Genomic DNA, 13,305 nt, shown 5'->3' on the forward strand with positions numbered 1-13,305 from the left:
CTTACAGCAAGGACAACCGAGTGCGCCTCCCGCAGCGAGATTGGCAGGACAAGGTCGAACTCGCTCATGAAGTGCATTCGAGGCCAGAAACCCCGGCCTCCATTGGGCCCAAAACCAGGTGGCACCTGACCTTCGGAAAGAATACCCCCTATCCAGCTTCGGTGCTTATGATGGTAAGACAGGCCGAGAACAGGGACGGGGGAGTTTCAGGTGACGAAAAAGCAGGGAAGGAAAGCCACGCTCGCCGAAGTTGCCGCCATGGCCGAAGTTGATGTGTCGACGGTATCACGGGTTCTGCGTGGCCAAAGCGAGCAACGCATTCGCGCTGAAACCAGGGACCGCATTCTCGAAGTTGCGAAAAAGCTGAATTATCGCGCCAATTACACGGCCCGGGCGTTGCGTATGTCGCGCACCTTTACACTCGGTATTGTCGTGCCGCAGCTCGATAATCCGGTGTTCTCGGCGGCAATCCGCGGCGCTGAAAATGTTGCCGCCCAGCACGGCTATTCGCTGCTGATTTCCCATCGTGATCCGGGCGAGGCGGGGCCAACCATTGCCAAGCTTTCTCAGATGAACCGGGTAGACGGTTTGCTGGTGGCGAGCCTCGACGCCGATGAAGTTTTGCGCAGCGATTTGGCCGAGGCAAATGTTCCCTACGTGCTTTTGAACCGTCAATTGCCGGGCACAGCCCTTTCAGTGGTTCTCGACAGCCGGGAGGCGGCGCGGCGCGCTACGGAGCATCTGATGTCGCTCGGGCATCGCCGCATCGGTCATCTCGGCGGGCGCCCCGGTGGTTTTAACGCCCAGGAACGCCTGGCCGGTTACAGGGCAGCGCTCGATGCGGCAAACATCCCCTTTGACCCGCTGCTGGTGGCTATGGGTGATTACACATTCGACGCCGGTCGGGTGTCGGTCAGGGAACTGGCGAAGACTGATGCCACCGCGATCATGGCGGCCACATTGGTTTCAGCAGCAGGCGCGATGGCAGAATTGCGGCTTGCCGGCTGGCAATTGCCACAGGAAATGTCGGTCATCGCGCTTCACGATGCACTTTTTGCCGAAATGCTGTTTCCGGCCCTGAGCACCGTCATGATGCCGACTGAAGAGATGGGGCGTGTGGCGGCGGAACTGTTGATCAGCAAGCTTTCCGGGGCAGATCCCGAGCCGGTTCGGGCCTTGCCGCCGGGGCGACTGATCATCCGCGATTCAACGGTCGCCCCGCGAATCGGCGCACGAATTTCCAAATAATCAGCTTCCTTTGCTTGACAGGTCGCGATTGCTGACTGTAGCAATGAACAAACGATTGTTCAAAGTTGTTTGGGCGGCTTAACCAGAAATTGTAGCCATTAAAAAGGAAACCTGATGTCGAGTTCGCAGCCCCAATCGCCGGCGCCCGCAGCACTGAGTGCTCTTCAGGCCGAGTTCACAAGCATTGTCGGTGCGGAGAATGTGCTTTCTGACGAAGCCGGTCGGCGCCCCTATGCGCATGACCGGTTGCCTTTTGCCAATTTCTGCGAACGGCAGGACAAGTTGGCGGGCGTTTTGCCGCGTCTGGTGTTGCGGCCCGGCACTGCCGACGAAGTGCAGGCGATCGTCAAGACAGCGCGGCGTTTGGGCGTGCAGTTGATCCCGTTCGGTAACGGATCGGGGGTGCTTGGTGGTGCCATTCCGGTTTCGGCAGAGGTAACGGTAGATCTTCGGCGGCTCGACCAGATCGTCTCGGTTGATCCGGGCAATGCCATGGTCACGGTTCAGGCGGGGATGAACGGTGCCGCCTTTGAGGCAGAACTCAATGCGCAAGGCTATTCGACCGGCCATCTGCCGCAGTCGATCGAGATTTCCACGGTCGGAGGCTGGGCTGCGTGCCGCGGCGGCGGTCAGGCCTCCAGCCGTTACGGCAAGATCGAGGACATGATCGTCGGGCTCAAGGCTGTTCTGCCGGACGGAACCGCCATCAACATTCGCCCGGTGGCCCGCCGTGCGACGGGTCCGTCGATCCGCGATATCCTGGTGGGCAGCGAAGGAACACTCGGGATCATCACCGAAATTACAATGCGGCTGTGGAAGTTGCCGGAGGTCGAGCGCGGCGTAGTGCTGGCATTCCCGACCGAGGCGGCAGCGCTGGATGCGGCGCGCGATGTCATGCAGGCGGAACTGCGGCCATTGGTGGCGCGGATTTATGATGCTCAGGAAAGCCGCGAACGCACGGAAAACATGCCCGAGTTCCAGTCGCGTCCAATTCTTGCCGTCTATGTCTTTGCTGGCCGAGAACCCATGGTGACCACCGAACAGCAGATGGCCATGGAAATATTTGGTAGCTATGGTGCGGTGGAAGCAGGCCAGGAGCCCTATGAGCATTGGCGCAAGAACCGCTATGTGGCGTTTTCCGCGCAGTGGCAGAAGGCCGGGTACTTCAACGACACGATCGAAATCACCGGCAACTGGTCGGCTTTGCCGGCCATGTTCGAGGCGATGGGCAAGGCGGTCCGGGAAATTTGCCCAGAAGTCCACTTCGGCGCGCATTGGTCGCATATCTATCCCGAGGGCGCGTGCCAGTACATGACCATCCGGCTTCCGCCCATGGATCATGAAAAGGCGCTGCCCCTGCATGCGCAGATGTGGCAGGCGATCGAAAATCTGACTCTGGAGCATGGTGGCTCAATTGCCCATCACCATGGTGTAGGGGTGTTCCGCAATGGCTGGATCGAGCGCGAGCTTGGCGGCGCCCTGCCGATGCTGCAGCAGATCAAGGATGCGCTTGACCCTGGCAATCTGATGAACCCGGGCAAGCTCGGCCTGCGGTTGCCGGAAGGCGCCGTGGTCGTCGGTCAACTCAATCCTGCAACACCGCGCCAAGAGAGTTGATGTGAGCAACGACCTTTTTCTAGGTATTGATCTGGGTGCCGGATCGCTGAAGGCGACGCTGATCGACGCGGCAGGCGCCGTTATTGCCGACGCTGCCGCACCGGTAACAACATCTGCGCCCCAAAGCGGCTGGAGCGAGCAGGACCCGAACAACTGGTGGGTTGCCGTTTGCACGGCCCTGCCACGGCTCTTGGAAAAGGCTGGGGTTCCGGCATCACGGATCGCCGCGCTGTCGGTTTCCGCTGGCGCGCATACCCAGGTGCTCGAAGACGAAAACGGCGTTGTCATCCGCCCGGCGATCCTGTGGAATGACCAGCGCGCGTCAACCCAGACTCAAGCCTTGCGCGACGCGGCGGATGCGCGGATTCTCGAAATCTCAGGCAACCGCGCCAATCCGACCTGGACGCTTCCGCAGATGCTCTGGCTCAAGGAAAACGAGCCTGACAATTTCGCGCGCGTCAAACGTCTCTATCTCGCCAAGGACTGGATCCGCAGCCGATTTACCGGCGACTGGATGACCGACCCGATCGATGCGGCCGGAACCTTGATGTCAGTGGCCGACGGATCAAGCTGGTCAGCCGAAATCTGCGACATGATTGGCTGGAACCTGGAAACCCTGCCACCGATTTCACCGTCGACCGCCAGAGCCGGAACGGTGAGCGCGCAGGCTGCGAGAGAGACGGGACTGGCAGAAGGAACACCGGTCATCGTCGGTGCATCCGATACGGCCGTGGAAACCTATGGTGCCGGACTGACCGAGCCGGGGTTGGGCGTGATCAAGCTCGCAACCGCAGCAACGGTCAGCGTGCTGTCGCCTGACCTTCATGCCAGCAACACGGTGATCAACTATCCGCATGTCATGCCGGACCAGTTCTATGTGATTGCGGCGACCAATTCATGTGCTTCTGCCCACAAATGGCTTCGCGACACTTTCTTCATGAGCCCGGAAACAGACGGCTCCGCGGCATTCGACCGAATGGAAACACTTGCATCGTCGGTGCCGGTGGGGTCGGAGGGATTGTTCTTTCATCCCTACCTCAACGGCGAGCGGAGCCCGCACTGGGATCCGCTGTTGCGGGCCGAGTTTGCCGGGATCGGTTTTCAGCACGGCGCGGGCCATTTTGTCCGCGCGCTGTATGAGGGCGTGGCCTTTTCGCTGCGCGATTGTCGCGAAGCGTTGGCTGCTCAGGAATTGGAGTTTTCCACCGCCCGGTTGATTGGCGGCGGCACGCAAAGTCCGCTCTGGTGCCAGATCGTTGCCGATGTGCTTGGTGTTGATGTGGAACTGCCGGGCAATGGCGACGCCTCGTTTGGTGCTGCGCTTCTTGCCGGTGTCGGGGTCGGTGCCTTTGCCGATGAAGCGGCAGCGGCGAAGGCCGCCATTCGGGTCGCCAAACGCATTGCGCCGAATCCCGATAATGCAGCCTTCTATACCGAGGCCCACTCAATCTACGTCGACATTCAGAAGGCGTTGTCGCCTATCCATCACCGTATCGCCCGCCTGCAAGGCAACCGCGGCGTCTCCCCGATGAAAGAGGATTAACCCATGGCGCAAGTCACACTTTCGGCCGTGCGCAAAGCCTATGGATCGGTGATTGCCGTCCATGGGGTCGACCTGGTCATAGAAGATGGCGAACTGGTGGTGTTTCTGGGCCCATCGGGTTGTGGCAAGTCCACGACACTGCGGATGATTGCGGGGCTGGAGACGATTACCAGCGGCACCTTGCATATCGGTGACCGCGATGTGACGAAGCTGGAGCCGAAAGATCGCAACATTGCGATGGTGTTCCAGAATTACGCGCTCTATCCGCACAAGACCATCCGCGAGAACCTCGCCTTCGGCCTTCGGCCTTCGGCCTTCGGCCTGCGCATGCACAAGATGGATCGCGCCGAGATAGACAAGCGCGTCAGCGAGGCCTCCAACGTTCTGGGTCTCGATGAACTGCTCGACCGCAAGCCGCGCCAGCTCTCCGGTGGCCAGATGCAGCGGGTTGCGTTGGGCCGGGCGCTGGTTCGCGAACCGGAAGTGTTTCTCCTCGACGAGCCGCTCTCCAATTTGGACGCAAAGCTCCGTGTGAAGATGCGGGAGGAAATCGCCAGGCTGCATAAGCAGGTCGGCACCTCGATGGTTTACGTGACCCATGATCAGGTCGAGGCAATGACGCTGGCTGACCGGATCGTGATCATGAAGGATGGCCATGTTCAGCAGGTCGGCGCGCCGCTCGAAGTCTATGATCGGCCGGCCAATCTGTTTGTTGCGGGCTTCATCGGATCACCAGAAATGAACCTTGTCGAGGGAAGCATCGTGCAGGGGCGGTTTCAGGCCGGTGAATTCTCGATCGACCTGCCGAAGGGCATGACGGCACAGGAAAATGCCGCGATCTCGCTCGGCATTCGGCCTGAACACATCGAGATCGACGAAGGCGCCGGAAATATCGCCTTTACCGCCGACATCATCGAGCAGCTCGGCGCACAAACACTCTGCGCGGGCACCGCGCAGGGCGTGAGACTACGGGTGATGACGACCCGGCGGGATGACGTTCACAGGGGCTCGGGCTTTTCGCTTCGTTTTCCCGCTGACCGTCTGCATTTCTTCGACACGCAAACCGGAAAACGCATCTCTACTGAGCACTAATTGCACCATCTATCGGACGATAGAAAACCTGGGAGGAGACTACGATGAGCAATCAAAACAACAATGGCGGCGTGAGCCGCAGGACGATCCTGCGAACCGCAGGAGCAGCCGGAGCCGCACTCGCTGCGACGGGTCTTTCGACGCCTGCCGTGTTCGGCCAAAGCCGCAAGCAGATCCGCTTTCTCAACGCGGAAACCTCGATCGACAGCATTCGCGCACTGAAGGTGGCGGCCGCTGAATACGAACGCCAGACCGGCGTTGAAGTGGTGATCGATTCCGTTCCGCTGGGCGACGTGTTCACCAAGGTAACCACATCGCTGCGCAGCGGCAAGCCTTACGATATCGCAACGGTGGCCTTTGTCGGCCATGTGCTTTTGCTCGCCAATGAAGGCCACCTGGTCGACATGACGCCGCTCACCAGCAAGCAGGAGTGGGGCAAGAACATCCTCTTCCCGATGGATGGCAAGACCTATTGGTATCCCTACGATTACAACCTCGCCTGGATCTACTACCGCAAGGATCTCTACGAGCAGAACGGGCTTGAAGTGCCGAAGGATCAGGCAACGTTCCTCGCCAACGCCCAGGCATTGACCAAGGACAACATGTCGGGATCGATCTTCCCGATCGCCTCGAACGGTGCCACCAACTGGCTGTCGCCGGGCTTCCTCTGGGCCGAGGGCGTCGAGATATTTGACGACCAGTGGAACATCATCATCGACAGCGAAGAGAATGCGCCAAAGACCAAGGCCTATCTGGATTTCTTCGGCGATCTCTACAAGACCATGCCGAGCGGCACGAGCCAGGCGTCTTACAGCGAGATGCTGACCAGCTTCACTTCCGGCTCGGTGGCCCATTCCGCCTATGCCGGCCGGTTGGTCGAAACCATCGAACGCAACTCGCCGGATCTCGCCGACAAGTTCGGTATCTTCCCCTACATGGACTCCAGTGGCACCGGAAAGGCTGTCAATCACGGCTATGACGGTTGGGTGGTGCTCAACACCGGCGCAGCCGAGGAATCCATGAAGTTCATGGAATGGTTCACGGAAAACCAGCTCATCAACTTCCTGCATACCGCACCGCTGCATTTCCAGCCAGCGCGTCTCGACATCTATGACGACAAGCGCTGGAAGGCTCACCCGCTGATCGAAAAGCATGCCGGTCTGGTGGAATCGATGAAGGGCTTCCTGACGGATCCCGACCTGACGATCACCTCGATCGACACACAGGGTCCGGAGCCGGATCTGCGTCCGGGCAAGGTGTTTGAATCCTTTGCCCTGTCGGAGATGCTGCAGCAGAAATGCCTGCTCGGCACGTCCTCGGATGCCGCTCTGGAAATGGGCGCCCAGAAAATGCGTGACGCGATCGCCTGATCGACGCGTACCTCAAAGCACTGGAGCGATATCCGCTCCAGTGCCCTTATTCTTCGCAGGATGCTTCAATGAGTTCCAAAGCCACATTCGCGTTATTCCTGACCATTGGGCTCCTGATCACCCTGGCGCTGATCGCCGCGCCGGTGTTTTACGCAATCAGTCTGAGCTTCTACACAATGGACAGCTTTGTCGCCGATCCGGAATGGATCGGGCTGGCAAACTATGTCCGTGTGCTCTCGACCGGCGCGTTCTGGAATGCGCTCGGTAACGGGCTGATATATTCGATTTCGACGATTGTGCTGCAGGTCGTTCTCGGCATTGGCATGGCGCTGGTGCTCAACCAGGCGTTTCCGGGACGCAACCTGGTTCGCGGCCTGTCGATCCTGCCCTATCTCTTGCCAACCGTGGTTTTTGTCCTGACCTTCAAATGGATGGTGGATGGCTCGATCGGCATCATCACCAAGGGGATTGCGGCGCTGGGTTTGCCGCCGGTCCACTGGTTTGAAAGCCCGCAGGCCGCGATGGCCTCGAGCGTGATGGTATCGGTCTGGCTGTGGACGCCGTTTGTCACCACCGCGTTTCTCGCCGGCGTGCAAACAGTTCCGACCTCGCTTTACGAGGCGGCCAAGGTGGATGGAACCAACGCCATCCAGCGTTTTTATCACATCACCTTGCCGATGCTGAAGCCGGTTCTGACCGTGGTTGTGCTGCTGCGCGCAGTGTGGACCTTCAACAAGTTCGACGTGATCTGGCTGTTGACCGGCGGCGGCCCCGTGGGCAGCACCGAGCATCTGGCGATCCTGTCCTACACCACCGCTTTCACCAAGTTCGATATCGGTGGCGGCGCCAATCGCAACGCTCTCGTTCCTGTTCCTGGCAATTTCCGTCTTCATCTACTTCCGCATCTTTCCACTCGACGAGGAAGAATCATGACCCGTTCGCTTTTTGGCCGTCTGGCGCTGTATCTGACAGCGATCGTCATCGCGATCTATTCCGCTTTCCCGGTCTACTGGATGATCGTCTCCTCGACGCGTGCGCCGCAGTCGATGTTCTCTAGCAGTTCGCTTTGGCCCGGTCCGTTCACCAGCGAGTACTACGCCAACCTGCTTGAGCTGACCGACTACCCGACGCAGTTCATGAACAGCCTGACGGTGGCGCTGATCACCGTGGTGGTGACGATGTTCTTCTCGGTGATCATCGCCTATGCCGTCACCCGGCAGCGGATTCGCGGCAAGAAGGTGATCGTCGCTTCGATGCTCTACGCCTACATGTTTCCGCCGCTGCTGATCGCCATTCCGATGTACACGTTCTTCACGCGGATCGGCCTTGGCGACACCCTGACCAGCCTGGTGGCTGCACACCTGACCATGACCTTGCCGCTCGGCGTCTGGTTCCTCTGGGGCTTTTTCAAGAACATGCCGTTCGAGCTTGAAGAAGCGGCGATGGTGGATGGCTGCACTCGGCTCGGGGCGTTCTTGCGCGTGGTTCTGCCGCTGTCGCTGCCCGGCCTGCTTACCGTCGCAATCTTCTCGTTCCTGCTGTCGTGGATCGATTACACCTTTGCGCTGATCATGATCGGCTCGGATGCCAACAAGACGGTTCCGGTGGGTCTCGCCTCGATGATCGGCTCGTTCGATCTGCGCTGGGGCGAGATCATGGCCGGGTCGACGCTGATCGCGCTGCCATTGTTTGGCGCCTTTGCGCTGCTCTCGCAGTATTTCATTCAGGGCATGAGCGCTGGCGCGGTGAAGGGATAGTCTCGATGGACTTGCAGATCGACGGCCGTGTTGCGCTGATTACCGGTGGTGCCGGAGGCCTGGGCATGGCACAGGCGCGGGCGCTGGCAGGCGAGGGGGTGCGGCTGGTGATCAATGATCTTGATCCAGACCGCGCAGTCGATGCGGTCAAGTTGCTCCACCTCGAAGGGTTTGAAGCGATTGCAGTTCCGGGCGATGTGTCGAAACCCGACAGCGCCAATTCCGTGGTGGAAGATGCGGCCGGGGCTTTCGGACAGCTCGATATTCTCATCAACAATGCCGGGGCCGGTGGTCGCCATCTTGGTCACCGGGTCGAGGACATCAGCGATGAAAGCTGGCGCATCATCCTCGACAGCCATCTCACCGCGACGTTTTTATGCACGCGCGCAGCCCTGCCGCATCTGGGGCATGCGGGTTATGGCCGGATCATCAATATTTCCTCGATGAATTTTACCGGTGGTGGTCGTCCCGGAGTGGCCCATTATGCGGCAGCCAAGGCCGGGATCGCCGGCTTCACCCGGACCAGCGCCAAGGAGCAGGGCCCGCGCGGGGTCACCGTTAATGCGATTGCGCCAGGTTATGTCGAAACTGACCTGATTTCCGGCTTCACCGACCACCAGCGTCATGTCATTACCAGTCAGAACCCGATCGGCCGTTTCTGCAAGCCGGCTGAAGTGGGTGCCTTGGCTGCCTATCTGTGTGGTCGGTCGGCCGATTTCATCAATGGTGCGCTGATCTGTATTGATGGCGGCAAGCGTGATTTTCACTGGGACCAGGACGGGACTGCATCATGACGACACGTATCTTCGGCGCTCCGCACCTCTATATCCAGGGGCCGGATACTCTTGAGCGGCTGCCTGAGCTTCTGTCCGGCCTGGGCAGCAAGGTGTTTATGGTGGCCGATCCGTTCGTCGCGGAAAGATACGGCTCGCGGCTTGCCGAACTGCTTGGACCGTCTGCGGTGGTTGCAGCTTTTGGCGGTGAATGCACATCTGCCGAAATTGACCGCATGGTCGGGCTTGCCGATAGCCATGGAGCCGACGTCATTGTCGGCATGGGCGGCGGCAAGGCGATCGACACATCCAAGGGCGTGCGGATCAAGCGCGGCGGTCGTATTGTCATCGTGCCGACCATTGCCTCCAATGACAGCCCGACGTCGCGGCTTTCGGTCATTTACAAGGAAGACCACTCGATTTCCGAGGTCCGGCTGATGGCGACAAACCCGGACGCGGTTCTGGTTGACAGCAAGCTGATCGTTGAAGCGCCGGTGCGGTTTTTTCTTTCGGGCGTGGGTGACGCGCTGTCAAAGAAATACGAGGCGATTCAATGTGTGAATTCCGGCGCCACGAATTTTTATGGTGGCGCGCAGACCGAATGTCTGCGGGCGATCGCTAACCATTGCGATGTGGTCCTGCGCCGTGACGCGGTTATTGCCGCCAATGATGTGCGGGCGCACCGCACCAGTCCCGAGGTTGAATCGGTGATCGAAGCGGCGGTATTGTTGAGCGGGCTGGCATTTGAGAATGGCGGGCTCTCGATTGCCCATTCGCTGACGCGCGGGTTTTCGGTGATCCCTGCCTTGCAGGCATTTCTGCATGGCGAGCAGGTCGGATTTGGGACGCTGGTGCAATTGGCGATGACACCTGATTCATATGCCGAGCGGGATGAATTTTTCCAGCTTTTAGGCGAACTCGGTCTGCCGCGACGGCTGTCCGATTTCGGCGGTACCGACGAGGATGCCGAAAGGATCGCCCAGGTGACCTTCGAAAGTTCCCCCTATATCCGCAATTTCGAGCGTCCGGTCACCGCAGCCATCATTGCCGGCGCAATCCGGAGCCTGGAGCAGCACTGATCAACCCATCAACGCTTGGTCTGAATGCATCAGAATGCCGGTCAGCGGATGTCTGCGGGGATCGGGAAGAACTGCTCAATCCCGGTGTTCATGAGGGCGGCTGGTCCGGCACCGATGCTGACTGATCATCGGGCTGCCTGGAGAGATGTGTTACCTGTGGAGGGAGCAGCTCTATCCTGCGGGAGGGAACGCCCCCTCCGGCACGGCGCAACGCATCGTCAACAAGACAGTACACCTCATCGCGGCAATCGATATCTCTGTCATACCGGTTGAGCCAGTAGCGCAGGGCATAGGTGATGCCCCCTGCCTCATAGGCAAGGACGCGCACGTCGGGCTCGGGTTCCGACTGGATCAATCTGGCTTCCTTCATGGCATTCAGCATCACCTTTCGGGCCTTGCCGATGGGCAGGGTATGGTCGAGCGTGATGGTGACCTGCGCGCGGTATTGCGGTTTGGGGGCGGAGTAGTTTGTGATCCGCTGGCGGGCGATCTGGCTGTTGGGCAGGATCAGATAGGCCGAATCCCGGGTCAGAACCCGCGTCGTCCTCCAGCCAATCTCGATCACCTTGCCGCGCGCCAATCCGTCGATGTCGACCCAGTCGCCAATCCGGAACGGTCCTTCGATGCCCAGGGCGACCCCGGACAATGTATCGGCCACGACGTTACGAATTGCAAAGCCCAGCATGGCCAGGATAAGTCCGGATCCCGCCAGCGCGCCGAATGCGCCCTGGCCCATGAACAGGGATACGGTTCCCGCGAACGCGACCAGGAACAGGAGTGCTGCGACGATGTCGTTTAGCAATCTGGGATAGCGTCGGGTGCTCGACGCTGCCTGGTCCAGAGCCATCGCGAAGATCCGACTGACCAGCCACGCGGACGCGAAATAGGCCAATGCGGTCAGGCTAAGTGAAACCGTCTCGCTGAATCCGAAATAGCGCGCCAGATCGGTGTGAAACAAAACCAGCCCAAGGCTCAGAATCATGAAGAATGCCGGCCAGGCAAGGCGTTTGACATGTTGTCTTGCGGTCATTGGCGGTGACCTCCCGATGCGCTTGTACTGTAGGTGGCACGATGGGAAATGAGGCAGGAGGGGCACTGGCCCGCATGGGCGTGCGGGATATGGGTATTGCAGCGGCGGCAGATCATGTTGGGGCTGACGCCGGGTCTGCCGATCGACACAAAGCAGAACAGACATCTGCTGAATGCGGCGCGGGGCAGGGGCTTGTTACAGTGGGCGCAGCTATTGCGCGCGAGAAGAGTCGTCATCTTGCTTGCTCCGGGAAATTAGGCTGAATGCGGCGTGGCACTTGGGTAGCCCGAAGGAAGCAATGTCACTGGTCTAGATCACGATGCTGCCTCCTTCGGGCGTGGAATGTGCGACTGGATAGTTCCTCACAGAAATCTGCATTTTCAGTCTGGTCCCCCATTGTTGCTGGTGGCCCGCTCGGCACGGATTACGGTCAATATTCGGCGCTGGTTGGTGCGGATATTCCAACAAGACATGGTGCCTTCAGTCAGACCCAAAAGCGCCACGCCGTTTGGTGTCGCCACCAAACCCTGCTGATGGTCGATATCGACGTTGACGGCGTTATAGGGCAGCAGTCCGAGATGCTGTGTGACCGAAGCGGTCATGTGGGACGTCATTCTCAAAACTCCTACAGGGACTCGCAAAAGCGAACGGAGACGGGAGGGCAAAATGAAGGGAAGCGGGGGTCGCTTCGAGCATGCGGAAGCACCGTCCAGGGAAGCCGCCTTGGTGGCGGCGACTTCGGATCGGCAAGGATACAGGGGGTGGATGGATTGATACGACGGATGCTGGTCATGACTTCTCCTCGGACGACATCATCGTCACGCGCTCAATTCAGAATTGTGCGGAAACCCCGGGAGGTCGGACAGGCGCGCGGGCGCCTACACCGCCCGGGGAAACAGGCGGTTGAGCAGAAGAAACCGGAAATGATTTGCATACTTCAACATGCCCATACAGGTAGGTACGGGCTCTGTATTAGTCAATCGTCGGGGATCTGGCAGGGGGCTTGTAAGCAGCCGTAAGCCGCGAATGCCGCCTTAATCGGGGCCTCTGTGCCGAAAGGTCGCAGACGTAGGTTCCCCGATTGAAGGCATCGGTCGTGATGGCCATTTAAAGATCATGACCATGTCAAGGATTCTCAAGAGATCCCTGCTTTCCGCAGGACAATTACTCAACCGCCAGTAACCCCGAGCGGAGACGGTGCCATGCGCCGGCCTTCGTCTCGGGGTATCGGACGATCTGAAAATGATCGAAGGAAATGGACGGCGGCGTGCGCGAAGCACGGGGATGGCGGGGAAGACAATTCCTCCCGGCCCGGCCTAGCACAACCAATGTCCCGGTATTGGTAATTTCTGGATTGGAGGACGACATGTCCATCTACATCACCCGCCATATGCTCAACCCCGATTTGTACCCGCTGAAAATGGAAAAGCGGTCCGGATTTCTCCGCCGGGGATGGCAGTTTCTTGTTCGGAAATGGGGGTGCCACCAGGCGATCTTGGCGCTTGAAGCCATGGATGACAGGTTGCTGCGAGACATTGGCCTCTATCGCGCTGACATTACACGCGCGGTGAATGGGAGTGTCGACCACCAAGTGCGAATGATGCCCCTGGCGCCTCTCAATACCGTCTCCCGGATAAAGACAGAGGATTTCAGGAAAGCGGCATGACCGCCATCGGTTTTAGCTTGGTGGTGGCAACGGAAGTGCGGTCGTTACAAGCAGAGACCGCGCATGTGCCGGGATTATGAGCCGGATTGCTTGGGGAAAGTGCTTTTCCGGCCGCCATCTCGACAGCATC

Annotated in this window: 11 protein-coding genes; 9 read left to right on the plus strand and 2 right to left on the minus strand. The window is 59.5% G+C overall.

From position 1 onward, the window contains the following. Positions 1-210 precede the first annotated feature (210 nt). From OEG84_RS20990 to OEG84_RS21025, 8 genes are all read left to right on the plus strand, one after another. The gene (locus tag OEG84_RS20990; RefSeq protein WP_267655549.1) at positions 211-1,248 is read left to right on the plus strand and encodes a LacI family DNA-binding transcriptional regulator; all 1,038 of its coding nucleotides are present in this window, start codon (positions 211-213) and stop codon (positions 1,246-1,248) included. Positions 1,249-1,362: 114 nt separating this feature from the next. Continuing rightward, a complete protein-coding gene (locus tag OEG84_RS20995) occupies positions 1,363-2,865 on the plus strand; it encodes an FAD-binding oxidoreductase (RefSeq protein ID WP_267655550.1) in 1,503 nt (500 codons plus the stop codon). A gap of 1 nt (position 2,866) precedes the next feature. Beyond that, the gene (gene xylB, locus OEG84_RS21000; RefSeq protein ID WP_267655551.1) at positions 2,867-4,408 is read left to right on the plus strand and encodes a xylulokinase; all 1,542 of its coding nucleotides are present in this window, start codon (positions 2,867-2,869) and stop codon (positions 4,406-4,408) included. A 3-nt stretch (positions 4,409-4,411) separates the two neighbouring features. Further along, on the plus strand, positions 4,412-5,500 hold the full coding sequence (locus OEG84_RS21005) for an ABC transporter ATP-binding protein (RefSeq protein WP_267655552.1): 1,089 nt from the start codon (positions 4,412-4,414) through the stop codon (positions 5,498-5,500). Positions 5,501-5,544: 44 nt separating this feature from the next. After that, positions 5,545-6,870, plus strand: coding sequence for an ABC transporter substrate-binding protein (locus tag OEG84_RS21010; protein ID WP_267655554.1), 1,326 nt, complete (start codon positions 5,545-5,547; stop codon positions 6,868-6,870). 68 nt (positions 6,871-6,938) lie between these two features. Next, positions 6,939-8,627, plus strand: a complete 1,689-nt coding sequence (locus tag OEG84_RS21015) for an ABC transporter permease (protein ID WP_267655555.1) — start codon at positions 6,939-6,941, stop codon at positions 8,625-8,627. Positions 8,628-8,632: 5 nt separating this feature from the next. Next, complete coding sequence (locus OEG84_RS21020) at positions 8,633-9,421, plus strand: SDR family NAD(P)-dependent oxidoreductase (protein WP_267655556.1); 789 nt, start codon at positions 8,633-8,635, stop codon at positions 9,419-9,421. Then, entirely contained in the window at positions 9,418-10,479 is a 1,062-nt protein-coding gene (locus OEG84_RS21025) for a glycerol dehydrogenase (RefSeq protein WP_267655557.1), read from the plus strand. Before OEG84_RS21020 ends, OEG84_RS21025 begins: the two co-directional genes overlap by 4 nt. A gap of 88 nt (positions 10,480-10,567) precedes the next feature. Here OEG84_RS21025 and OEG84_RS21030 read toward each other — a convergent pair whose 3' ends face one another. Next, entirely contained in the window at positions 10,568-11,509 is a 942-nt protein-coding gene (locus OEG84_RS21030; protein WP_267655558.1) for a mechanosensitive ion channel family protein, read from the minus strand. Between the two features lie 380 nt (positions 11,510-11,889). After that, positions 11,890-12,123 carry a GreA/GreB family elongation factor gene (locus tag OEG84_RS21035; protein ID WP_267655559.1) on the minus strand — a complete coding sequence of 78 codons (234 nt, stop codon included), beginning with the start codon at positions 12,121-12,123 and terminating at the stop codon, positions 11,890-11,892. A gap of 752 nt (positions 12,124-12,875) precedes the next feature. Between OEG84_RS21035 and OEG84_RS21040 the strand changes: the two genes are divergently transcribed. Then, complete coding sequence (locus OEG84_RS21040; protein ID WP_267655560.1) at positions 12,876-13,175, plus strand: YjiS-like domain-containing protein; 300 nt, start codon at positions 12,876-12,878, stop codon at positions 13,173-13,175. Positions 13,176-13,305: the final 130 nt, after the last annotated feature.

Origin of the sequence: Hoeflea algicola, from assembly GCF_026619415.1 — a bacterium.
Classification (GTDB): Bacteria; Pseudomonadota; Alphaproteobacteria; order Rhizobiales; family Rhizobiaceae; genus Hoeflea; species Hoeflea algicola.

Coding starts and splice junctions, on each gene's coding strand:
- OEG84_RS20995 (WP_267655550.1), top strand. CDS start 1,363: ATGTCGAGTTCGCAGCCCCAATCGCCGGCGCCCGCAGCACTGAGTGCT.
- OEG84_RS21005 (WP_267655552.1), top strand. CDS start 4,412: ATGGCGCAAGTCACACTTTCGGCCGTGCGCAAAGCCTATGGATCGGTG.
- OEG84_RS21010 (WP_267655554.1), top strand. CDS start 5,545: ATGAGCAATCAAAACAACAATGGCGGCGTGAGCCGCAGGACGATCCTG.
- OEG84_RS21015 (WP_267655555.1), top strand. CDS start 6,939: ATGAGTTCCAAAGCCACATTCGCGTTATTCCTGACCATTGGGCTCCTG.
- OEG84_RS21020 (WP_267655556.1), top strand. CDS start 8,633: ATGGACTTGCAGATCGACGGCCGTGTTGCGCTGATTACCGGTGGTGCC.
- OEG84_RS21025 (WP_267655557.1), top strand. CDS start 9,418: ATGACGACACGTATCTTCGGCGCTCCGCACCTCTATATCCAGGGGCCG.
- OEG84_RS21030 (WP_267655558.1), bottom strand. CDS start 11,509: ATGACCGCAAGACAACATGTCAAACGCCTTGCCTGGCCGGCATTCTTC.
- OEG84_RS21035 (WP_267655559.1), bottom strand. CDS start 12,123: ATGACGTCCCACATGACCGCTTCGGTCACACAGCATCTCGGACTGCTG.
- OEG84_RS21040 (WP_267655560.1), top strand. CDS start 12,876: ATGTCCATCTACATCACCCGCCATATGCTCAACCCCGATTTGTACCCG.